This is a genomic window from Roseateles sp. FW305-36 (genome assembly GCF_058787015.1).
Genome location: NZ_JBYSZK010000027.1, coordinates 1 through 21,299 on the forward strand (window position 1 = coordinate 1; position 21,299 = coordinate 21,299).

Annotated in this window: 17 protein-coding genes and 1 riboswitch; of the genes, 7 read left to right on the forward strand and 10 right to left on the reverse strand. The window is 70.5% G+C overall.

The annotated features are described in order from the left end of the window. Positions 1–609: 609 nt before the first annotated feature. A complete protein-coding gene (locus tag AC3WOE_RS29665; protein WP_492695967.1) occupies positions 610–1,326 on the reverse strand; it encodes a pirin family protein in 717 nt (238 codons plus the stop codon). 121 nt (positions 1,327–1,447) lie between these two features. Here AC3WOE_RS29665 and AC3WOE_RS29670 point away from each other — a divergent pair, with 121 nt between their 5' ends. The 4 genes from AC3WOE_RS29670 to rsgA all read left to right on the forward strand — a co-directional run bounded on the left by AC3WOE_RS29670 (position 1,448) and on the right by rsgA (position 6,045). Then, entirely contained in the window at positions 1,448–2,317 is an 870-nt protein-coding gene (locus AC3WOE_RS29670; RefSeq protein WP_492695969.1) for a lipase family protein, read from the forward strand. Positions 2,318–2,385: 68 nt separating this feature from the next. After that, complete coding sequence (locus AC3WOE_RS29675) at positions 2,386–4,041, forward strand: ExeA family protein (RefSeq protein ID WP_492695970.1); 1,656 nt, start codon at positions 2,386–2,388, stop codon at positions 4,039–4,041. 23 nt (positions 4,042–4,064) lie between these two features. Then, positions 4,065–4,718, forward strand: a complete 654-nt coding sequence (locus tag AC3WOE_RS29680; protein WP_492695973.1) for a general secretion pathway protein GspB — start codon at positions 4,065–4,067, stop codon at positions 4,716–4,718. 262 nt (positions 4,719–4,980) lie between these two features. Then, a complete protein-coding gene (gene rsgA, locus AC3WOE_RS29685) occupies positions 4,981–6,045 on the forward strand; it encodes a ribosome small subunit-dependent GTPase A (protein WP_492695975.1) in 1,065 nt (354 codons plus the stop codon). A 19-nt stretch (positions 6,046–6,064) separates the two neighbouring features. On the opposite strand, the gene AC3WOE_RS29690 is transcribed toward rsgA, so the two are convergent. Together AC3WOE_RS29690 and AC3WOE_RS29695 are read right to left on the reverse strand one after the other, a co-directional pair. After that, a complete protein-coding gene (locus AC3WOE_RS29690) occupies positions 6,065–7,327 on the reverse strand; it encodes an MFS transporter (protein ID WP_492695977.1) in 1,263 nt (420 codons plus the stop codon). Further along, entirely contained in the window at positions 7,324–8,067 is a 744-nt protein-coding gene (locus tag AC3WOE_RS29695; RefSeq protein ID WP_492695979.1) for a MerR family transcriptional regulator, read from the reverse strand. Before AC3WOE_RS29695 ends, AC3WOE_RS29690 begins: the two co-directional genes overlap by 4 nt. Positions 8,068–8,307: 240 nt before the next feature. Between AC3WOE_RS29695 and AC3WOE_RS29700 the strand changes: the two genes are divergently transcribed. Further along, entirely contained in the window at positions 8,308–8,658 is a 351-nt protein-coding gene (locus AC3WOE_RS29700) for a hypothetical protein (protein ID WP_492695982.1), read from the forward strand. 130 nt (positions 8,659–8,788) lie between these two features. Here AC3WOE_RS29700 and AC3WOE_RS29705 read toward each other — a convergent pair whose 3' ends face one another. Beyond that, entirely contained in the window at positions 8,789–9,775 is a 987-nt protein-coding gene (locus AC3WOE_RS29705) for a hypothetical protein (RefSeq protein WP_492695984.1), read from the reverse strand. A gap of 167 nt (positions 9,776–9,942) precedes the next feature. On the opposite strand from AC3WOE_RS29705, the gene AC3WOE_RS29710 reads away from it, so the two are divergent. Next, positions 9,943–10,665 (forward strand): response regulator, encoded by a 723-nt coding sequence (locus tag AC3WOE_RS29710; protein ID WP_492695986.1) that lies wholly within the window; start codon positions 9,943–9,945, stop codon positions 10,663–10,665. Then, positions 10,662–11,954 carry an ATP-binding protein gene (locus tag AC3WOE_RS29715; RefSeq protein ID WP_492695987.1) on the forward strand — a complete coding sequence of 431 codons (1,293 nt, stop codon included), beginning with the start codon at positions 10,662–10,664 and terminating at the stop codon, positions 11,952–11,954. Before AC3WOE_RS29710 ends, AC3WOE_RS29715 begins: the two co-directional genes overlap by 4 nt. Here the strand turns inward: AC3WOE_RS29715 and AC3WOE_RS29720 are convergent. The 6 genes from AC3WOE_RS29720 to AC3WOE_RS29745 form a co-directional block, all read right to left on the reverse strand. Beyond that, positions 11,941–13,890: a serine hydrolase domain-containing protein gene (locus AC3WOE_RS29720; protein WP_492695989.1), complete on the reverse strand. Its 1,950-nt coding sequence runs from the start codon at positions 13,888–13,890 to the stop codon at positions 11,941–11,943. The genes AC3WOE_RS29715 and AC3WOE_RS29720 overlap by 14 nt on opposite strands. A 40-nt stretch (positions 13,891–13,930) precedes the next feature. Then, complete coding sequence (locus AC3WOE_RS29725) at positions 13,931–15,733, reverse strand: S53 family peptidase (protein WP_492695991.1); 1,803 nt, start codon at positions 15,731–15,733, stop codon at positions 13,931–13,933. Positions 15,734–15,785: 52 nt separating this feature from the next. Further along, a riboswitch (cyclic di-GMP riboswitch) is annotated at positions 15,786–15,881 on the reverse strand. A gap of 167 nt (positions 15,882–16,048) precedes the next feature. Further along, positions 16,049–18,253 (reverse strand): molybdopterin-dependent oxidoreductase, encoded by a 2,205-nt coding sequence (locus AC3WOE_RS29730; protein WP_492695994.1) that lies wholly within the window; start codon positions 18,251–18,253, stop codon positions 16,049–16,051. 83 nt (positions 18,254–18,336) lie between these two features. Next, positions 18,337–18,924 (reverse strand): NAD(P)H-dependent oxidoreductase, encoded by a 588-nt coding sequence (locus tag AC3WOE_RS29735; RefSeq protein WP_492695996.1) that lies wholly within the window; start codon positions 18,922–18,924, stop codon positions 18,337–18,339. Between the two features lie 73 nt (positions 18,925–18,997). After that, on the reverse strand, positions 18,998–20,059 hold the full coding sequence (locus AC3WOE_RS29740; RefSeq protein WP_492695998.1) for a cupin-like domain-containing protein: 1,062 nt from the start codon (positions 20,057–20,059) through the stop codon (positions 18,998–19,000). A gap of 72 nt (positions 20,060–20,131) precedes the next feature. Continuing rightward, positions 20,132–21,226: an alpha/beta hydrolase gene (locus AC3WOE_RS29745; RefSeq protein WP_492696000.1), complete on the reverse strand. Its 1,095-nt coding sequence runs from the start codon at positions 21,224–21,226 to the stop codon at positions 20,132–20,134. Positions 21,227–21,299 lie beyond the last annotated feature (73 nt).

Below are 21,299 nucleotides of genomic sequence, written 5' to 3' on the forward strand. Positions count from 1 at the left end.
AAGCAAGCGCTCAGGATCAAGAGCGTCATCCGGTTGTGAACAACACATCCGATGCGTTCTCACACAGCCTCCAGCGGAAGCGGTCAACCAGGGTCGGATCGAAGGTCTATAGTCACATCGCTCTCGGTGTTAGCCACTGAGAGCGGTACGCTGATTTTCAGGAGCCCGGTCATGCTACGGATACTTGCGTTGACAGCTGTCGTCGCACTGGGCGCGCAATCAGCCGAAGCTTGCATGTGCTTCTCGCCCAGGCTGCGGGCCGAATCGGCTCAGCGATTCCTTCGAGAAGCCACGTTTGTCGTCCATTCACGGGTCATCGCTGTCTCATCCAGCGGGGAGGGCACTTTGCTGGTGATGGAGTCATTCAAAGGGCCGTCCAGAGGTGCCGAGGTGAAGGTCCCAGCCAGCTCAGAATATTGCAACGTGGTCAGGTTCACGGTAGGTGAAGAGGCGCTGATCACTGCATTCGGGGGCAAGGTGGGGGGATGCGACAAATACAGCGCTCCCGAGCCCTTCGTGTTGGATGCATATCGCAAAGCGAAGCGAGCTTGACTGGTTGGCACCTTGCTCTGGTTGGCAGAGAGACAACCGCTTCCAGCCTGAAACCGCCTAAGCCAGATCGAACCAGATCCACCGCGCCTCGGTGCTGGGCGTCACGTCCACCTGCCTGACCGTCGACAGCTGCAGGCCGTCGCCGCCGCGCAGTTCCAGCGCCTGCGGCTCACCCTCCACCTCGACCTGGACGATGCCTTCCAGCACCTGCAGCCAGCCATAGCGGCCGTCGGGGATGTCGTGGCTGCAGCGCTCGCCGGGTTGCCCGGTGACGGCCCAGATGCTGACCGGTGCGCGCAGCTGCAGCACGCCGGGCTGCGCCACGGGACTGGCGACCAGGCGCGGGCCGTCGGTGGCGAGCAGGGCGCCCGGCAGCAGCTGGTAGCGCGGCGGCAGGGCGTCGGCGTTGCCATGCAGCCAGATCTGGAACAGATGCGTCGACGTCTCGGTGGCCGGGTTGCGCTCCGAATGCCTGACGCCGCTGCCCGAGCTGATGAGCTGGACGTCGCCGGCCTGCAGCCGCCCCTGGTGGCCGGCCGAATCCTGGTGCTCGAGCTCGCCCGACAGCATGAAGCTCAGGATCTCGAAGTGGTCGTGGGCATGCTCAGAGAAGCCGGAGCCGCCGGCCACGATGTCCTCGTTGATGACGCGCAGGGCGCGAAAGCCCATGCGCGTCGGATCGTTGAAGGTACCGAAGGAAAAGGTGTAGTGGGCCTGCAGCCAGCCCGTCCTGGACCAGCCGCGGGCCTGTCGGTCGTGGAACACGTCGCTCATCGTCTGGGGTCCCGGAAAAGGCTGAGCATGCGGGCTTTATAGCGGCTGCGGACCTCATCAGCTCTGACGATGATGGCGCGTGCCGGCGGTGCTTCAATGCCTGCGCTGGGAGGACCCGCTCATGCCCGTCATTCTTCGTCTGCTTGCCGCATCCAACATGGCCTACGAGAACGGCCTGCCCGCCGCGGCCAGCCCCTATGCGGCCATCGCGCAGCTGCAGGGCTGCAAGACCTTTGCCCGCGGCATCGACCGCATCAACAGCGTGCTGGTGGGCACGGCGGATTTCGGCGTGGTGGTCGCCTTCCGTGGCACCCTGCCGCCGCACACCAACCCCGACCCGCTGCAGACCATCCGCGACTGGGTGCAGGACCTCGAATGCGAACTCGACGCCGGCGCCAAGCTGCCCGGCCTGGTGCATCACGGTTTCCTCGGGGCCCTCGACAGTCTCTGGCCGGACCTGGGCCCCGAGGTGCTGGCCCAGCTGCAGGCGTCGCCGGTGAAGAAGCTCTACGTCACCGGCCACAGCAAGGGCGGTGCGATGGCCCACCTCGCCGCAGCGCGGTTCGCCATGACCAGCACCATCTCGGGCAGCGGCATCGTCGTGCGCACCTTCGAAGGCGCGATGCCGGGCAACGACGACTTCGCCACCTCCTACGCCCGGCTGGTGCCCGATGTGGTGCGCTACGAGTTCCAGGACGACGTGGTGCCGCATCTGCCGCCCAGCGTCGCCGGTCGCTCGCTGCTGCGCGGCCTGCCGGGCTTCGAGCAGGTCGTCGCCCTGGCCGCTGACTACAGCTATGCCCATGCGGGCGTGCTGTCCTTCGTCGACTGGAACGGCGATTTCGTCGAGGAGACGGCCTTCCTGCGCCTGGAGCGCAACTTCCGGCTCGGCCAGCAGCTCGCCACGGGCGGCGTGCGGCAGGTGATCGGCGATCACGCGATCGACACCCTGTCGGGGCTCTGGAAGGCCATCCAGGCCAAAGGCCTCTAGCCCCGATCCGAGGGGCGCCGGCCGGGCCGCGGCCGGCCGTGGCGGTGGACTCGTTATCCTGCCGCCCCATGTACGCGCCCTTCTTCGGCTTGAAACAAGCGCCGTTCTCGATCGCGCCGGATCCGCACTACCTCTTCATGAGCGAGCGCCATCGCGAGGCGCTGGCGCATCTGCTCTACGGCCTGGACGGCGGCGGCGGCTTCGTGCTGCTGACCGGCGAGATCGGCGCCGGCAAGACCACCGTCTGCCGCTGCTTCCTGGAGCAGATCCCGCCGAACTGCAATGTCGCCTATATCTTCAATCCCCGGCTCACCGTCACCGAGCTGCTGGAAGCCATCTGCGACGAGTTCCATGTGGCCGTGCCGGCCGGCGCGCAGACGGTGAAGGACTTCGTCGACCCGCTGAACGCCTTCCTGCTGGCCCAGCACGCGGCGGGCCGCAACAACGTCCTCATCATCGACGAGGCCCAGAACCTGTCGGCCGGCGTGCTGGAGCAGTTGCGCCTGCTGACCAACCTGGAGACGTCGGAGCGCAAGCTGCTGCAGGTGGTGCTGATCGGCCAGCCCGAGCTGCGCGACATGCTGGCACGGCCCGAGCTGGAACAACTGGCCCAGCGCGTCATCGCGCGTTTCCATCTCGGCGCCCTGGCCGAGGCCGAGACGGCCCAGTACATCCGCCATCGCCTGACCGTGGCCGGCCTCACCGGTGCCTTGCCCTTCGATCGCGCCGCGCTGCGCCTCATCCACCAGCTCACGCGCGGCGTGCCGCGCCGCATCAACCTGCTCTGCGACCGGGCGCTGCTGGGCGGCTATGCCGGCGGCCAGGCCCTGGTCACGCCGGCCATCGTGCGCCAGGCCGCCGCCGAGGTCTTCGACGCCCAGTTCACCGCACCGCGGCGCAAGCGCAAGCGCAGGCCGGACGCCACCGGCATGGGCTTGCTGGTGCTGGCCGCGGCGCTGGCCGGCGCGGGCCTGACCTGGGGGCTGCAGCAGCAGTCCAAGGCGGCGCGTGACGGCCGGGCCGTCGCCGCGGCGGCGTCTGCGCCTGCGTCTGCCGCATCGGCCGCGGCGCCGGCCGCGAGTGCGGCGTCCAAACCGGCTTCTGCCGCCAGCAGCGTCGAGCCGCCGCCCGAGCCGCTGCGCCTGGCCGATTGGGCGTCCAAGGATGCCGACGCCTGGGCGGGGCTGGCCGAACGTTGGGGCCTGCCGCTGCCGGCCCAGGCCGATCCCTGCGCCACGGCCGCGCAGCGCGGCCTGCAGTGCTATCGCAGCGGCAGCGGCAGCCTGTCGCTGATCCGCCTCATCGATCGCCCCGTGCTGCTGAGCCTGCAGCGCCCCGGCCGGTCGCCGGCCCTGGCCGCCCTCGTCGGACTGGACGGGCAGCAGGCCACGGTGCTGGTGGACGGCAAGCCGCGCCGGGTCGCGCTGACGGAACTGGCCGCGGCCTGGCGTGGTGAATTCACCACCTTCTGGCGCGTGCCGCCGGGCTATGCCAACCGGGCCGAGAACGCCGCGCCGCTGCGCGACTGGCTGGCCACTCAGCTGGCCCATTTGCCGGAGGGCGCGGCGTCGGTCGCGTCCGGCGGGGCGGAACTCACCGCCCAGGTCCAGGCCTTCCAGGCCAGCCAGGGCCTGCAGCCCGACGGCCGCGTCGGCCCCATCACGCTGATGCAGATCAACCGGGCCGCCGGCGTGGCCGAGCCGCGCCTGGATGCGGCCCGCTAACCCCGGAATCGAGCGAGCACGCCATGTCCTACATCCTCGATGCCCTGCGCCGGGCCGAAGCCGATCGCGAACGCGAGCGCGGCCAGGTGCCGGGCCTGCATACCCTGCCGCCGTCCGGCGGCGAATCGACACCTCCTGGCCGCCGCCGCTGGCCGCTCTACATAGCCGGTGAGCTGCTGGTGGGTATCGGTTTTTGCGCGTTCATCTGGTGGTGGCCGGGCAGGCACGAAGCGGTCCAGCCGGCGGCTCTGCCTGCGCAATCCCCCCAGCCGGCCGCGGCAAGTGCGGCTGTGCCCTCGGGGGCTGCCGTCGTCAGTGCGCCGCCACCTCAGCCCGCCGCCTCGGGCTCGCCCTATCTGGCGCCCGAACCGCCGCCGGGCGCCGTGGTGGTTGCTCAGGCCCCCGCAGCACCGCCGCCAGCACCCGCTCCCGCGCCCGCAGCCGAGGCCCCCATCCCGCGCCTGTCCGAGCTGCCCGAGAGCACGCGCCGCGAGCTGCCCAAGCTGGTCATCAGCGGCTCGGTCTATTCCGACGACCCGGCCAGCCGCTTCGTCATGGTCAATGGCGAGGTGATGCGCGAAGGCGCCAGGCTGGGCGCCGACCTGGTGCTGGAGCGCATCGGTCCGCGCGAGCTGGTGTTGCGCTTCAAGGGCCAGCGCTTCCGCCAGCCGGTCTAGCATTGACGCCGCCCGAGGGCCGCTGGCAGACTTGCGGCCTTCATTCACCCGCCCAGCCGAAGGAGACAGCCATGGAACAAGCAGATCGTGTCGCCCTCCTGTCCGGCTGCTGGAGCGCCTGGCGCCCCTGACCCCGCATCCCCTGCGGGTCCATTGATCGCCGCGCACGCCGCGGCCGGCTTCCCACCCTGTTGCGCCGCACGCCCTCGCGTGCGGACCGGTTCGCGCACGCGCGAACGAAGCCCCACATCAATGGACTCCCATGATCGAGATCGATTTCGAGGCCTTGCAGGCCTTGGCGCTCACACCCGCCATCACGAGCCGCGCCCTGCAGCTCGAAGCCCCCGAAGCCGGCCTGCGCCTGGCGCGGGTCACCGAAACCCAGCGTGACCGCTGCACCCTGCACGATGGCCGCAACGAAGTGCAGGCGCGTGCCCTGCCGCGGCTGCTGCAGCAACTCCAGGCCACGGCCCAGCTGCTGACGATAGGCGACTGGGTCGGCATGCACGTCGACGCCCACGGCCAGGCCTGGGTCGTCGATCGCGTCGAACCCCTCACGCAGATCGCCCGCCGTGCCAACGACGGCCGCCGCCAGTCGCTGGCCAGCAATGTCGATGCGGCGTTGCTGGTGATGGGGCTGGACGCGGACTTCAACTCCCGCCGCATGGAGCGCTATATCGCCATGGTGAGGGCCTGCGACGTGGCGCCCGTCGTCGTGCTGACCAAGCGCGACATCGCGCCCGACGCGCAGGCACGCATCGCCGAGATGTACGCCCGCCTGCCGGCCACCGTGCCTGTGCTGCCGGTCAACGCGCTGTCACGCCAGACCTGCGCCGACATCGGCCCCTGGCTGCATGCCGGCCAGACCCTGGTGCTGCTGGGCTCCTCGGGGGCCGGCAAGTCCACCCTCATCAACACCCTGGCCAACGCCGGCCAGTTGACGGGGGCGGCGCGCAGCAGCGACGGCCGCGGCCGCCACACGACGACGGCGCGATCCATGCACCGCTGCCCGAACGGCGGCTGCATCATCGACACGCCGGGCCTGCGCACCTTCCGGCCCGATGCGGATGCGCAGACCCTGGCCGCAGCCTTCGAGGACGTGCAGTCGCTCGCCCGGCAATGCCGGTTTCGCGACTGCCGCCACGAGGCCGAGCCCGGCTGCGCGGTGCGCGCCCACGTCGACGCGGACCGGCTCGAGAACTACAAGAAGCTGATGCGCGATGCGCAGCGGGGCGACCTGACGGCGCTGGAGCGCATCGAGCTGCGCGGCAAGTGGAAGGCCATCCACAAGGCGGGCAGCCAGCGTGCGCGCGAGAAGCGGACCTGAGGGCGTGGCGGTGCAGCGTTCAGCCCGCCACCTCCAGGTAGGCGATGCGCCGCATCGGCGTGAACAGCGCGCCGACGGCGACGACCACCAGCAGGCACAGCGCGGCGGCCGTGAACAGCTCGGTCACGTCCAGCACCCGCAGCGCCGCGCCCGCCGCGGCCGAGGCCAGCGGCGCCAGGCCCATGACGATGAACATGAACAGGGCCATGGAGCGGCCCAGCATGGCCGGCGGGATGCGCTTTTGCAGCCAGCTGTAGACGGCCACCTGCACGAAGCCGCCCAGGGCGCCCAGGGGCAGCAACAGCAGCGCACCCTGCCAGGCCGCATGCACATGGCCGAAGACGAGGAAGACGCCGGCGGCGATGCCGTCGATGAGCAGCACGGTGCCGCCCAGCGTCGACAGCCGCCAGTGCGGCTTCATGCCCGACACGGCCATGCCGGCCAGTGCGCCCAGGCCGTGCACGGCCAGCATGACGCCGAGGGCCGCGGCACCGCCGGGCAGGCGCTCGGCGGCCAGCACCGGCAGCGCGACCTGCAGCGGCCCGCCGACGAAGAAGGCGATGGCGGCGAAGTACAGGAACAGGGCGCGCAGCTCGCGGTCTTGCCAGCAGGCGCGCAGCGACTCGGCAATCGCCGCGAACACCGCCTGCGCTGGCTTGGCCGGCGGCGCGCTGGTCTGCACGCGGGCCAGCGTGAAGGCGGAGATGGCGAAGCTGAGCGCGTCGAAGCCGAAGGCCCAGGCCAGGCCGCCGTGGCCCAGGGCGGGGTCGCTGCCCGAGGTGACGAGCAGGCCGGCCAGCACCGGCCCGAGCAGCAGCACCAGCTGGCGCGCGCCCATCAGCACGCCGTTGGCGGGCTGGATCAGCGCCGGCGGCACGGCCTGGGGCAGGATGGCGCTGCCAGCGGGATAGCTGAAGGCGGTGGCCAGGCCGATGGCCAGGGTCAGCGCATAGACCCCGGGCAGGGTGATGCTGCCGCCGGCCGTCAGCGCCGCCAGCAGGCCCAGCAGCGCGGCGTTGATCCATTTGGTCAGCCACAGCACCTGCTTGGGCGAATGGCGGTCCACCAGCGCACCGCCGACCAGGATGAAGATGGCGCGCGGCAGGCTGCCCAGGGCCAGCACGGTGCCCAGCACCAGCGGGTCGCGGCTCAGCGTCATCACCAGCCAGGGCAGGGCCAGCAGCGTGAACTGGTCGCCCAGCATGGACAGCAGGCCGCCGCCAATGATCCAGCGGAAGTTGGCGTTGCGAAACAGTTCGCGGCGCGGGTCGGGGGTGCTCATGACTTCTCCTCGGCAGGCAGCGTCTCTTTCGAGCGCCGCAGATAGGCGATCAATTCGGGGCTGACGCCGGACTGGCGGGCCAGCTCGGGCTCGGCGGCATACATGCGCTGCATGGTGTCCTTCATGCCGGGCGCGACTTCCAGGAACTGTCGCTGCAGCACCAGCCAGCGCCTCACCAGGGCCTGGACTGCCGGCGAGCCCGGGTCCTGGCCCGCGTCCATGGCCGCGCGGGCCTCGGCGATCAGGCGCGGCCATTCGAGTTCGACGGCGTCGCGCGCGGCCTCGGGAATGGCCTCCCACTGCTGGCGCATGGCGCGCAGCTGCTCGGGGCTGAACCAGCGCTCGTGCACGCGGCGGATGGCCATGGCGTCCAGCAGCACCTGCACCGCGTCGCCGCCGTCGCCGCGCAGCTCCAGCCGCTTGGCGGCATTGCGCAGCGTCAGCAGCAGGCTCTCCTGGGTCTGGATCTGGGCCTCGATCTGCTCGATCTGGGCCTGCAGCACGGCCGCCAGCGGCTGGGGCGCCTCGCCGTCCAGCAGCGGGGCGATCTCCTTCAGCGACAGGCCGGCATCGCGCAGGGCCAGCACGCGGTGCAGGCGCAGCACGTCGGCCTCGCCGTAGCGGCGATAGCCGGCCTCGCTGCGGCCCGAGGGGCGCAGCAGGCCGAGTTCCTCATAGTGGTGCAGGGTGCGCACCGTGAGGCCGGCACGCTTGGCCAGCTCTCCCACCGTGTAGTCCATGTCCGGTCTCGTTCTTGTGACGGGCCGGATCATGAAGCCTCACGTCACGTGAGGGTCAAGCGCCGCGCCATCGCGATGCACGGTGTCGCGATGCGGGGCGTGGAGGCCCAGACCTGGGGCGAACCCGGATTGAAACCCGTTGGAATCGTGAAGTTGTTTGCGCTCCCAACCTGGCACGGCGTTTGCACAAGAGAGATCGCCGAGGCGACTGGCCTCGGGGAACCTAAGGAGTACCTCACCATGAAGACCTGGACGAATCTGCGACCGCTCACCCTCTCGGCCGCTCTGCTCGCAACCCTGACGCTGACCGCGCCCGCGAGTGCCCAGGAACCCACCGTGCCCGCCGCCGTCGGCCGTACCGTGCTGCGCGAAGCCCAGGGCGAATACGTGCTGGAAGACGGCCGCACGCTGCGCGTCGTCGTCGGCGTGCGCCATCTGGGCGTCGGCCTCGACGAGGCACCGCTCGAGAGCTGGCAGGCCAAGAGCGCCGAGCTGCTGGTCAGCGCCGACGGCATGCGCCGCCTGCGCCTGTACCGCAACATCGACGGCAGTGTCGACCGCGTCGCGCTGGAGACCGATCGCGTCAAATGAATCTGCGGGCCGAGCGCTGGGCCGCTCCCGAGCCGGCCCGCCCTGGCGATGTGCTTGCCGGTCGAGCCGGCAAGCATCGCCGTCCCCTCGGGGGACCGGCCAAGGTTCCCCTTGGACGAGGGGCTCCAACTCAGCGGCGTGCCTGTCCATCCATCCATGCGGCGCGGATCTCGCGCCCGCAATCCACCGAAGCCACCGCCGGCTTGTCGCTCGGGTCGCCGCTCATGATGCCGTGGCGCTGTTCGCGCGCGACCATGCCGTAGAAGCGCTTGTCGGCGCTGATCCACGGATAGAAGCCGAAGGCGCCGGGGCTGCTGAAGGCGCCGTCGCCGACCTGCGGGTCGTCCTCCACCCAGTGACCGATGCTGTAGTGCCAGCTCTCGGTTTCGGGGATGGGCGTCTTCACGGCCTGCGTCGGGCAGCTCTGCGGGTTGGTGCAGACGGCCTGCGTGCCCAGCAGATGGCCAAGCTGCAGCTTGTCGTCGAGCAGGGCGCGCAGGAAGCGGCTGTAGTCGGCCGCCGAGGTCTTGCCGCCGCCGGCGGGCTGGGCCTGGCTGTAGTCGAAGCGCCAATCACTGCCCAGGGCCGGTGCCAGCGTCTGGCGCACGGCCAGCGCCATGCCGTCCGGGCCCAGCGAGCCCAGGCCCATCATGACGGCATGCTTCTGCATATGGCCGCCGTTGTAGTCGAAGCGTCCTTCGGTCGCCGGGTTCTGGCGGCCGCGGCCGTTGATCAGGGCTTCCTGGCAGGCCGCCACGCTCTGGTTGGGGCGGCAGACGTGGAAGTAGGTATAGCCGGACTGGAAGTGCAGGAACTTGACGTCCTCGCTCGTCAGCTGGCCCTGGCGGCGCTCGGCGACGAAAGCGCCGTAGATCCATTTCGACGCCGACGCGATCGCCATCTCGGTGCTGCGCTCCGGGCCGTTCTCGCCCGCCTTGCCGCCGGCCAGCGGCTGGGTGGCGTTGCCGATCTCCCAGTAGAAGGGCTGGGCCGCCACGCAGGCGGCGGACTTCTCGGCCGTCAGCCTTGCGGCGCCGGCGCGCTGCAGCGGCGTGGGGTCGGCGGCATGGGCCAGCAGGGGCGCGGCGAGCAGCGTGGCGAGGGCGATTCGGTGCATGGTGAAACTCCGGTGTTGGGGTGAAGCCATGCTGCCCAGCGGCGGGCTTTCAAAGGTTGCCGGGCGGGTTGCAGTGCTTGCGGAGTCTGACGGCCGGTGCCGGCTTGCAAGGATTTGTCATTGTTTTCCGGCAAGGTTGGTGGCGGGCACGTCCCTAACATCCGGGCATGAGTCGCATCCTGATCGCCGACGACGAGGCCGAACTGCGCGGCCTGCTGCAGCGCTACCTGACCGAGCAGGGCCACACCGTGCGCGCCGTGCCGGATGCGGCCGCAGCGGCACAGCTGCTGGCGCGCGAGCGCTTCGACGTGCTGGTGCTGGACCTGATGATGCCCGGCGAAGACGGCCTGAGCCTGTGCCGGCGCTTGCGCGGCCAGGGCGAGACCATCCCCATCCTGATGCTGACGGCGCGCGGCGAGCTGGTCGACCGCGTGCTGGGCCTGGAGATGGGCGCCGACGACTACCTCGCCAAGCCCTTCGCGCCGCGCGAGCTGCTGGCGCGCATCCAGGCCATGGTGCGTCGCCAGCAGCAGCTTGGTGCCCACCTCGGCCCGGCCAGCGAGGAGGCGGTGCGCTTCGGCGACTTCATCCTCTACCCGACCCAGCGCCGCCTGGAGCGCGATGGCGTGGCGGTCGACATCAGCACCGTCGAGCTGAATCTGCTGCGGGCCCTGGCCAGCCAGCCCAACCGGCCGCTGGGGCGCGAGAAGTTGCTGGTGCTGGCCCATGGCGAAGCGCATGGCGTCAGCGACCGCAGCCTGGACGTGCAGATCATGCGGCTGCGCCGCCTGGTCGAGCCTGACCCCGCCACGCCGCGCCACATCCAGACGGTGTGGGGCCTGGGCTATGTCTTCATTCCGGAGCCCCATCCGACGGGTAGTACGCGATGAAGCTCGGCCTCTCCACCCTGTTCGGCCGCAATCTGTGGCTGATGGTCTGCCTCATCGTCGTCGGCCAGCTCGTCAATGCCGTCGTCTATCGCGAGCTGGTCGCCAAGCCGCGCCTGCACCAGTCGGCCGAGGCCGCTGCGCGCAGCCTGCAGGCGGTGGTCGAAGGCCTCAGCCTGCTGCCCGAAGACCAGCGCGCCGGCTTCGTCGCCCGCTTCAATGCGCGGGCCGGCTCGGGCCTGATGGAAGGGCCGCCCGAACGCATCTCGTTGATGGAGCGCGCCTATCTTGCCGAATTGAACGAGCAGCTCGGCATGCTGCCCGGAGGCCTGGACTGGCGGCGCGAAGCCAACGGCCTGATCGCGGTGCGCCTGCCCGACGTGCCCTTCTGGCTGGCCGTGCCGTCGGTGCAGCCGGCCCATCGCTTCGCGCGCACCTGGCTGATCGCCAGCGGCGTCAGCGGCGTGCTGGCCCTGCTGGGCGCCTGGCTGATCCAGCGCCGCATCAACCGCCCGCTGCAGCGTCTCGTCGAAGCGGCCAAGGCCGTCGGCGCCGGTCAGCGTCGCCTGCTGCTGCCTACCGACGGGCCGGCCGAGACGGCGGCCCTGGCACGCGGCTTCAACGACATGGCCGAGGCCCTGGCACGCGACGAGGAGGAGCGCCTCCTGATGCTGGCCGGCCTGTCGCACGACCTGCGCACGCCGCTGGCCAAGATTCGCCTGGCCAGCGAGCTGTTGCGCGACGCTGGCCAGGGCGACCCCGAGCTGCTCGACACGCTGGACCGCAGCCTGCACGGCCTCGATGGCCTGCTGACCCAGTTCCTCGACTACGCCCGCGCCGCCCATCCGGCCGAGCAGGAACTGCCGGCCGTGGACATCCAGCTGCGCGAGTTCCTGGCAGAGACAGTGGTTCTCGCGCCCGGCCTGCCGCATCCGCTGCTGGTCGACGGCCCCGCCGTGAAGCGCCGCGCCCGGCCGCAGGCCCTGCGCCGCCTCGTGCTCAATCTCATCGTCAATGCCCAGAACCACGGCGCACCGCCCATCGAGCTGGCATGCGGTGAAGACGCCGGCTCGGCCTGGATCGAGGTGCGCGACCGCGGCCCCGGCATTGCGCCGGGCCGGGTCGACGAACTGAAGCGCCCCTTCCAGCGCGGCGATGCGGCGCGTGGCGGCAAGCCGGGCTCGGGCCTGGGTCTTGCCATCGTCGACCGCATCGCGCGCGCCGAGGGCGCGCAGCTGAGGCTGCTGCCGCGCGAGGGCGGCGGCTTGGTCGCCCGGGTCAGCTGGCCTTAGCGGCCACGAAGCGGTACTCGTGCTGCGCGTCGCGCAGGATCAGCGTCGGCTGGGCGGCCTTGTCGTCGCGCACGAACTCGATGCCGCCGATGCCCGGGTCGATGGTCATGTAGCTCTGGGTGCCGTCCTCGTTCTTGCGCAGCGCGACCTCGCTGTTCCAGTGGTCGAACTGGAAGCGCAACTGGGCGCCCTTCCTGCTGACCTTGATGTGGCCCAGGTCGGGGCTCACGTAGTCGGCGGCCAGCGGCTTGATGGCGTCGGCCGGGACGGGCAGGGTCAGCAGCTCGCGCAGCTTGGCGGCCTCGGCCTTGCGGTTGGCGATGGAGACCTTGAGGCGGTCGTCGGCCTCGGGGCGGCCGTCGAACACCACCTCCAGCAGCTTGCGCTGCAGCGGCCCGCGCAGCAGCACGCCGGCGTCGGAGTTGGTCAGGATGGTCACGCCGATGCCGTACTCCGGCAGCCAGATCATGTTGGAGTGGAAGCCCAGCATGTCCCCGCCATGCGAGGCGACGGTGATGCCGTACTGCTTGTCGACGATGAGGCCCATGCCGTAGGTGACGTCCTCGCCGACCATGACCTGGGGCTTGTAGCGCTCGGCCCAGTTGGCCTCGCCGATCAGCGGCTGGCCCTCGGGTGTCTTGCCCTTGTTCAGCTCCATCAGCACCCAGCGGCTGAAGTCGTTCGGCGTCGTCCACACGGCGCCGGCGGGGCGGGCCGGGATGATGGTGTAGTTCAGGTCCATGCTGGCGCGGCGGGTGCTGCCGTCCAGCGCGTCGCCGTGCGGCATGGCGTGGTTGCCGCGCAGCACCTTGGCGTAGTCGAAGGTGGTGCTCTTCATGCCGAGGGGCCCGAACAGCAGCTCCTGCATGGCGGCGTCATAGGCTGCCCCGATCTCCTTGCCGGGCCTCAGCGCGTTGGCCGCGACATAGCCACCGGCGCCCACCATCAGGTTGCTGTACTGGAAGACCTCGCCGAACTTGCTCGTCGGCTTCATCGCGCCGAGCTGGTCGAAGGTGGAGGTGGCCGGCGCCTTGCCGCTGGCGAACAGCCATTCCAGGTCCTGGCGCGGCATGCCGGTGCAGGCGCAGACGAGGTGGCGGATCTGCACCGTCTTGGTCACTTCGGGATCGGCCAGCTTGAAGCCGGGATAGGCCTCGGCGGCGGGCTCGTCCCAGCGCAGCTTGCCGGCGTCGACGGCGCGGGCCAGCAGGGCCGTCGTCATGGCCTTGGTGTTGCTCGCGGCCATGAAGAGGGTGTCGCCGTCGACCTTGGCGGATTTGCCCTGTTCGCGCACGCCCAGGCCGCCGGCCCAGACGACCTGGCGGTCGCTGATGAAGCTCAGGCCCACGCCGGGCACGTCGAGCTGCTTCATGCCGTCGGCGATGAAGGCCTTGAGCTGCTCCACGCGTTCGGGCGTCAGCGGCTTGGCTGTCTTGCCGGCAAAGCTCTCGCGCTCATAGCCCTTGGGCCGCAGGCTGGCGAAGAACTTGCCGATGGGCGCGCCGCGCTTTTCCAGCGTGCCCTCGGAGGCCTGCAACAGCAGCACGACCCAGGCCTTGCCGTCGCCGACGCTGCTGCGGCGGGCGATGGCCTGCAGGGCCAGCTTCTCGTTGGGGGAGGTCTCGTAGTCGTAGACCAGTTGGTCCACCCAGCCATTGCGGCTGGGTCGCGGCGTGGCCAGGCGCAGGGTGCGCTTGAAGGCCGGATCGACCTGGGCCCAGGCCTGGGTGATGGCGTCGGCGCCGTCCTTGGCGGAGGCCAGGTCGACGACGGTGACGCTGGCGTCGCCCTCGGGAGCCGTGAACTTCAGCACCGCGCCCGTGCTGCTGGCGGCAAAGGCTTCGGGTGGGGAGTAGCTGTGGCCGGCGGAGGTGGTGTCGGCATTCGCCGCGGCGAAGGCGGCGGCGAGCAGGGAAGCGATCAGCAAACGGCGCATGGGGGCTCCTGGATGAGGAGCCCGCATGCTAGGGCCGGATTCAGTTGCTGTTGATGGTCACCACCACATTGCCCGTCGTCGTCTGGCCGAGGTTGTCCTTCAGGGTGATGACGAGATTGGTGCGGCCGGCGACCGGGCTGGCCCAGGTCACGTTGAGGCCGTTGCTGCCGGCAGAGAAGTTCATGCCGGGCGCCGCGCCGGTGATGCTGATGTTCAGCGAGCTGGCGCCGGGCGCCGAGTAGCCGATGGTGGCGTTCAGGGCCTTGCCGGCGGTGCCGATCAGGCTGGTCGTCGTCAGCGCAGGGCCGCTGCTCGTCGTGGGGCTGGTCGTGGTGGTCGAGCTGGGCGAGACGCTGGCGCCGCTCAGGCTGGTCAGCAGGGCGCTGACATTGGGCGTGCCCCAGCCGGTCTGGGTGTCGTAGCCCGTCTTGGCCGTGCAGTTGCTGCACGTGCCGTTGCTGCCGGTGGAGACGTCCTTGAAGACGGCGGCGTACTGCGCCGGCACGGCGCCGATCTGCTGGTAGAGGGCGGCGTGAGGCTGGCCGAGCAGGGTCTTGGAAGACGCCACGCGCATCGCGTTGGCGACGGCCAGCAGGCCGGCCCATTGCGGCGTGGACAGGCTGGTGCCGCCGGCGCTGACCCAGCGCGTCGTCGTCGAGCCCTGGGCGATGGTGGCCACGTACTGGCCGGAATTGGGGTCGGCGTTGAAGGCGACGTCGGCGACGGCGCGCTTGGCGTAGCCGCCGATGGTGCCGCTCTGGTAGCTGGGCAGGGCCACATAGGCGCTGGTGCCGCCGCCGGTGCCGGTCCAGGTCGTTTCGCTGCGGCTGCCGCCGGTGTAGCTCAGCGTGGTGCCGCCGACGGCGACGACGCGGCTGGACACCGAGGGCCAGGACACGGCCGCGCCGTTGTCGCCGGTGGCGGCCAGATAGCTCATGCCGGTGGCGGTGAAGGCGCTGTCGTAGCTCGACGTCCAGCTGCCCTCGGCGGCGCCGAAGCTCATGGACACGACACCGGTGCCCATCTTGTTGGCCAGGGCGACGGCCTTGGACAGGCTGCCGACGCCGGCATCCGGGGCTTCGATGAGGACGAGGCGGGCCAGCGGCGCGGTGGCATGGGCCCATTGCACGTCCAGCGCAATCTCGGTGGCCCAGCCGCTGTCGTAGGCGGGCGCCGTGGCGGTCAGGGCGCCGGCGGTCGTGCTGTAGGCGACGACCAGCTCGCAGCTGCTGGCGGAGGCCGCCGCCAGGGGCAGGCTGGCGCTGGCGGCCAGGGTGCGGTTGGTGCAGGTCGGCAGGCCGAACTTGGCGTTGAAGGCGGCCAGTTCGGCGGCGACATTGGGGTTGTGCTTGGCGTTGACGATGTAGATGGTCTGGCCGGCGCCGAGCTGGGCGGCCTGGGCCGAAGTCAGGCCGGTGGTGCTGGCGGGCAGGGCCGGCTGGCCATAGGCAGCGCGGATCTGGGCCGGCGTGTAGGTCGTCACCGCCGTGGACGTGGCCATCGGCGCGGCCTCGCCGGCACTGGCGGAAAGGGCGCGGGGGCGCCGGGCTTCGTCCAGGCGCTCACGCGTCAGGCCCTTGGTGTCGACGCTGGACAGGGCCAGGGCGCGGTGCGGCGTGGCGCCGTTGTCGGGCTCTTCGAGGTCGACGGCGGCGGTGTGGAAAGTGGGTTGGGCGACGGCACTGGCGGCGACGCCGTCGTCGAGATCGACGCTGAGGCTGATGGCCGAGGCCGCTGCGCTGCTCTGGACCGAGGCGCCGTCATCAGCGCCGCCTCCGCAGGCGGTCAGGACCGCAAGGGTCAGCAGGCTGAGAGTCCAAGAGAGGTGGCGGGTACTGCGCATGGCCAGGTTCTCGTACAAAAGCAGAGGGCCACGCCGATCAAGACCTGCCGGTCTTGGCGGCCCCGCTGCCGTGGCGCTTGCGCGATGCAAGTGCTGTAGGCCGGTGGCTTTGCGTCCCCGCCTTTCGACGGGTTTGCCCTCAGGGTTGTGAAACAGGGACAGTCTAGGCGCCGGGGTTCCGGCTGGCACGGGCCGCGGAGGGCGGCTCGTGACTTCTGCCTCGGTGGGCGGCGTGAGCTATTGCTGCCGCCAGTCTGGGTTTCGTGAGTTACTGCCGTGTGGTTGCTTTGTGTCACAGGGGACACAAAAACCAGCTCACGCCGGCGCGATCTCCACCGCCACGCCCGACAGCACCGCATTGCCGCTGAGCGGGTCGCGCGCCGCGTCGTCCAGCAGCGCATTCATGTTGACGCCGGGCCGCTCGCGCGCCACGCCGAGTTGCACGCCGTCGAGGTCGTGTCCCCAGCCATGCGGCAGGCTGACGACGCCGGGGCTCATGTCGGCGCTGCGCTCGACGCGGGCGATCAGCTCGCCCACCGCGCTCTTGACCTTGGCGAATTCGGCCAGACCCAGGCGATCCGCGTCGCCGGGGTTCACGAGCAGGGTGCAGCGGTCCGGGCCCTTGGCCAGCACGGGCAGGTTGTGCATCCAGCTGTTGCCCGAGCGCGTGTCGCGACGGCCGATGAGGCTGAACTCGGGCGCCGGTTCGGCCTTCACCGTGGCGAGATCGGCCAGCACCGAGGGCGGTGCCAGCTCGATCTTGCCGCTGGGCGTGCGCAGCACCTCGGGGATGCGCGGCTGCAGCGCACCGAGGTCGACGCCGCCGCCTTCGACGGTGCTGGCGGCCTTCACCTTGGCCAGGTTGATGCCGTCGGGCTTGCGGCCGAACTGGTCGCCGTAGGGGCCGACGCGCAGCTGCAGGTCGATGAGGCGCTCGGGGCCGCGCCAGGGCTTGAGGGCCGCCATCACCGCCGGCGTCTGGTCACCGGCAAAGCGGCGCACATCGGATTCGATGGCCTCGTCGTCGAGCTGGCCCACATCCACGCCCAGGCCCCGGCCTTCGAGCAGAGCGCACAGGCGCAGGATGGTCTGCCACTCCTGCGGCGTGCCGGCGGGCGCGTCGAAGACCGGGCCCGAAAAGCGCGCATGGTTGCGGTGGCTGAGCTGCGGGAAGGCGACGTCGTAGTGCAGGTCTTCCAGTGGCGACAGACCCGGCAGGATGACGTCGGCGTGGCGGCTGGTCTCGTTGACGTAGATGTCCATGCTGAGCATGAAGTCCAGGCCTTCGAGTGCCTGGGCGATGCGCGGGCCGCCGGGGGCCGACAGCACGGGGTTGCTGGCGATGCTGATCAGGGCCTTGATCTGGCCCTCGCCAGCGGTCTCCATCTCCTCGGCCATCACGGTGATGGGCAGTTCGCCGAAGACCTCGGGCGCGCCGGACACACGGCTCTTGCGCCGCCCGGTCGTGATGCCTTTTCCGCTGCCGGGCTTGCCCTGGGTGTTGGGCGCGAAGGCGGCGGCCTTGGCGAACATCGCGCCGCCTTCGCGGTCGAGGTTGCCGGTCAGCACATTGATGAGGTCGACCAGCCAGGAGTTGACGGTGCCGAAGCGCGTCGTGCAGGTGCCGATGCGGCCGTAGACGGCGGCGTGCGGCGCGGCGGCCAGTTCGCGGGCGATGCGGCGCTGGGTTTCGGCCGGGATGCTGCAGCCGGCGGCGGTGACCTCGGGCGCGAAGGGCGCGACGGCGGCGCGGGCTTCGTCCAGGCCGTTGACGTGGTCGGCGAGCCGGCCCAGCTTGACGAGGTTCTCGGCGAACAGCGTGTGGGCGATGCCGGCCAGCAGCAGGGCGTCGCCACCCGGGCGGATGGCCAGGTGCTCGTCGGCCGCCGCGGCCGTTTCGCTGCGGCGCGGGTCGACGACGACGATGCGGCCGCCGCGGGCGCGCAGGGCCTTGGCCTTGCCGCGGTAGTCGGGCACCGTCCACAGGCTGCCGTTGCTGATCATCGGGTTGCCGCCGAGGATGAGCAGGTAGTCGCAGCGCTCGATGTCGGGCAGGGGGATGCTCAGCCAGTGGCCGAACATCAGGCCGGCGCTGAGCTGCTTGGGCATCTGGTCCAGCGTGGAGGCGCTGAAGGCGTTGCGGGTGCCCAGGGCCCGCACCAGGCGCGGCGTGTAGGCCAGCAGGCTGACCTTGTGCGCGGCCGGGTTGCCGATGGTCAGGGCTACCGAGTCCGGTCCCTTGTCGCGCCAGATCGGCAGCAGGCGCTTCTCGATCTCGGCAAAGGCCTCGTCCCAGCTCGCTTCGATGAAGCGGCCGTCGCGCTTGATCAGCGGCGTGCGCAGGCGGTCGGGGTCTTCGTGCAGGTCCTTGAGGCTGACGCCCTTGGGGCAGAGATAGCCATGGCTGAAGACGTCGTTGTCGGCGCCGCGGATGGCGATGACCTTGGGGCCCTCGGTCTTCACCTCCAGGCCGCAGCAGGCCTCGCAGAGCGGGCAGATGCGGTAATGGCTTTCGGGCATGGCTGTCTCCTGATCGGTCTTTCGACCGATTCTGAGGGGCGGAGCCTGGCCCGGGCGTCAACCGGGCGACATGACGCGGCGGGTCATTGACCGCGTTTTCCCAGCTCCTGCATCTCGTCCAGCCAGCGCCGCACGCCCGCCTCGCCGAGGCCGTCGACGCCACCGACCAGGGTCTCATGGATGGGGGCGATGCCGACGAAGCCCAGGATGTTGCGCTCCAGCGAACGCAGGGAATGGGCGCGGAAGATCCAGCGGTAGACGGCGGCCGGCATGCCCATGGTGACGATGATGCGGGCCGAGCGCCCGGTCAGCAGCTTCTTGCCCAGCGGGTTGCCCTCCACATAGTCGAAGGCGAAGCCCGGCCGTGCGATCTGCTCCAGGAAGCCCTTGAGCAGGGCCGGCATGTCGCCCAGCCACAACGGGAAGACGAAGACCAGGTGATCGGCCCAGCGGATGGTGTCCTGGGCCGGGCGCAGGCTGGCCGGCACTTCGCCCTCTTTCCAATCCTTCTGCGAGCGAAGCAGCGGGAAGTCCAGCTGGGCCACGTCGATGAAGCGGACTTCGCGGCCGGCCTCGCGGGCCCCGTCGGCATAGGCCCGGGCCAGGGCATGGCAGAGATGGCCGCCGGCGGGGTCGGGATGGGCCTGGATGACGGCGATGCGATCGGACATGGGCGCTCCTGTGATGGCGCCCATGCTGATCGCTGCGCGGCTGACCGGCCTTGACGGCGGTCAAGCGCGGCGGCTACCAGTTGCCGATGCTGGGGTTGTCGTACTTGAACTCGTTGGGCACGCCGGCGTCGAAGTTGGTGTAGGAGAAGGACATGCTCATCTCCAGCGACGACACCTGGTGCCACCAGCCCAGCGGCAGGAAGAGGGTGTCGCCGGGTTCCAGCACGGTCTCCAGCACGACGGCCTCGCGCAGCCGCGGGTAGCGGCCGAAGTCGGGTGCGTCGAGATCGATGGGGCTGTAGACGCCCATGCGGTTGTAGAGCAGCGGCGTCTGCAGCGGCGACACGAAGCGCCAGCGCTTGCGGCCGACGACCTGCGTGTGGAAGAGCATCAGCGTGTCGTGATGCAGCGGCGTGCGCGTCCCGGCCGGGCCGAACCAGAAGGAGGCCGCGGTGTGCAGCAGGGCCGGGTCGCAGATGGGCGGCATGCGGCCGATGTCCTGCAGCAGCGGCATGAACTCGGGCCGCCGCATCATCTCGTCGTTGGCCGTCAGATAGTGGTCGTTGGTGGCGCCGCCGCTGACGACGAGGTCGACGAACTCGGCCACCTTCATGCGCTGGCGCAGCTTCTCCTTGTTCTGCTCGAACAGGGTGTCGGTGTTGCGGCCCACCTGCACGTCGACGTCCAGATGGCCGAAGCGCGCGCTCAGGTCGGCGGGCGACCAGCGCTTCATGGCCGGCCAGTCTTCGGCGATGTCGGTCAGCACGACCGGCCGGCAGCCGTGGACGTATTTCTCCAGGAACTCATCGCGGCCGACGCCGCGGCGCTTCTCGACGACCGCATAGCCCGGGTCCTGCTGCCAGACCTTCTGCAGATTGCCGCAGACCGATTCCAGCTTGCGCAGCATCTGCTGGTGGCGGCGCGCGGCCTGGAAGACCGGGTCCCCGTCGATCTGGCCGATGGCGGCTGCGGCGGTCTCGGTGTCCTGGCCGGCCGTGATCATGGTGTCCAGCATGGAGGCCGGTGCGCAGTCCCACAACCGGTTGTCGGCCAGCCAGAGCAGCCAGTCGGGCGTCAGGTCGAGCAGGGCCGCGGGGCGGGGCCGGGGCGGGGGCTTGATCGGAGAGAGCGTCATGGCGGCAAGGGGTGGGTAGCGGGCCAGCGAGCGGCATTGTGGGGCTGGCGCAACTGGTATTGCCGTGACGGCTTAGGGGAGGGGGCGCAGCCACTCCTGCAGCTGCTCCAGCACAGCCGGATCGGTCTGCAAGGCCAAGTGGCCGATGCCCGTAAAGGTCACGTCCTCGGTGAACGCGAGCCGCCGCGTGGGTTCGCGATGTCGGCCAAGCGCGCTGGCTACGGGCACGAGCCCGTCGCCTCCCCAGCGTGCGACCGGGCCTTGAGGATCGTTTGTGAGGGCAGCTGCTGCCGCATAGCAGGCCACCCCCTTCGGTAGCGGAATGCGGCTGGCCCTACCGGCATCCGCCTCGAGCAGGCTGCCATGGCGCAGGTCGCGAATGCCGGCGCTGCGCCGCGCGGCCAGCAGGGCGAGCGGCCGCGAGTAGGCGCTGACGTTCAGCAGCTGCTGGACCTGCTGGCCGCCGCGCTCCAGCGGCGCACCCTGGTGCGGGGTGCCCAGCGTGACGAGGCAATGCAGGCGCTTGCGCCAGCGCCGCCGCCCGGCCTGGGCGATGGCGCTGCGGATGACGAGGCCGCCCATGCTGTGGCCGATCAGGGTGAGCGGGCCGGGCACGTCGTCGAGCAGCGCGGCCAGTTCGGCGCCATTGCGCCAGATGGGGCGGCCGCTGTTGTAGCGCAGGCCCAGGGGCTGGTAGCCCATGGACGCGAGGGCGGCGGGGAAGTCGGCGCCCTTCTCATCAGCCTGGCGCCGCCACTGCGCCTCGTTCATGCACAGGCCGTGGAGCAGGACCAGCGGCGGGCCGCTGGCGCCATCGACCAGCGGCCTCAAGCTCATGGGCGTGGCCAGTGGGTTGGCGCTGTCTTCGAGGTAGTCGCCCAGCACGCCGTTGAGAGCGGCCTGGGCGGCGTTGGCGCGGTCGCTGTCGGCCTGGCTCAGCAGCGGCGTCAGCGCTGCCAGTGCCAGGTCCAGGCCGCCGCCCACCAGCTTCGTCACGCCGCGCACGCTGCGGTAGACCAGGCCGGCGATGCCGGAGGTACGTTCACGTGTCTTGGTCAGCGGCAGCCGCGAGATTTCGGCATGCATGGCCTCGACGAGATTCGTCACGCCGGTGGTGGCGTCGACGGCGAGGCGGCTGGCGCCGCGGAGCTGATGGGGATTGGGCATGGGTGGATCATGCGTTGCTTTTGCGACGTGTGTGCCCGATCGGTGCATTGCCGGGAGTCCCGCCCGCCGGGGC

Coding starts and splice junctions, on each gene's coding strand:
- AC3WOE_RS29665 (WP_492695967.1), bottom strand. CDS start 1,326: ATGAGCGACGTGTTCCACGACCGACAGGCCCGCGGCTGGTCCAGGACG.
- AC3WOE_RS29670 (WP_492695969.1), top strand. CDS start 1,448: ATGCCCGTCATTCTTCGTCTGCTTGCCGCATCCAACATGGCCTACGAG.
- AC3WOE_RS29675 (WP_492695970.1), top strand. CDS start 2,386: ATGTACGCGCCCTTCTTCGGCTTGAAACAAGCGCCGTTCTCGATCGCG.
- AC3WOE_RS29680 (WP_492695973.1), top strand. CDS start 4,065: ATGTCCTACATCCTCGATGCCCTGCGCCGGGCCGAAGCCGATCGCGAA.
- rsgA (WP_492695975.1), top strand. CDS start 4,981: ATGATCGAGATCGATTTCGAGGCCTTGCAGGCCTTGGCGCTCACACCC.
- AC3WOE_RS29690 (WP_492695977.1), bottom strand. CDS start 7,327: ATGAGCACCCCCGACCCGCGCCGCGAACTGTTTCGCAACGCCAACTTC.
- AC3WOE_RS29695 (WP_492695979.1), bottom strand. CDS start 8,067: ATGGACTACACGGTGGGAGAGCTGGCCAAGCGTGCCGGCCTCACGGTG.
- AC3WOE_RS29700 (WP_492695982.1), top strand. CDS start 8,308: ATGAAGACCTGGACGAATCTGCGACCGCTCACCCTCTCGGCCGCTCTG.
- AC3WOE_RS29705 (WP_492695984.1), bottom strand. CDS start 9,775: ATGCACCGAATCGCCCTCGCCACGCTGCTCGCCGCGCCCCTGCTGGCC.
- AC3WOE_RS29710 (WP_492695986.1), top strand. CDS start 9,943: ATGAGTCGCATCCTGATCGCCGACGACGAGGCCGAACTGCGCGGCCTG.
- AC3WOE_RS29715 (WP_492695987.1), top strand. CDS start 10,662: ATGAAGCTCGGCCTCTCCACCCTGTTCGGCCGCAATCTGTGGCTGATG.
- AC3WOE_RS29720 (WP_492695989.1), bottom strand. CDS start 13,890: ATGCGCCGTTTGCTGATCGCTTCCCTGCTCGCCGCCGCCTTCGCCGCG.
- AC3WOE_RS29725 (WP_492695991.1), bottom strand. CDS start 15,733: ATGCGCAGTACCCGCCACCTCTCTTGGACTCTCAGCCTGCTGACCCTT.
- AC3WOE_RS29730 (WP_492695994.1), bottom strand. CDS start 18,253: ATGCCCGAAAGCCATTACCGCATCTGCCCGCTCTGCGAGGCCTGCTGC.
- AC3WOE_RS29735 (WP_492695996.1), bottom strand. CDS start 18,924: ATGTCCGATCGCATCGCCGTCATCCAGGCCCATCCCGACCCCGCCGGC.
- AC3WOE_RS29740 (WP_492695998.1), bottom strand. CDS start 20,059: ATGACGCTCTCTCCGATCAAGCCCCCGCCCCGGCCCCGCCCCGCGGCC.
- AC3WOE_RS29745 (WP_492696000.1), bottom strand. CDS start 21,226: ATGCCCAATCCCCATCAGCTCCGCGGCGCCAGCCGCCTCGCCGTCGAC.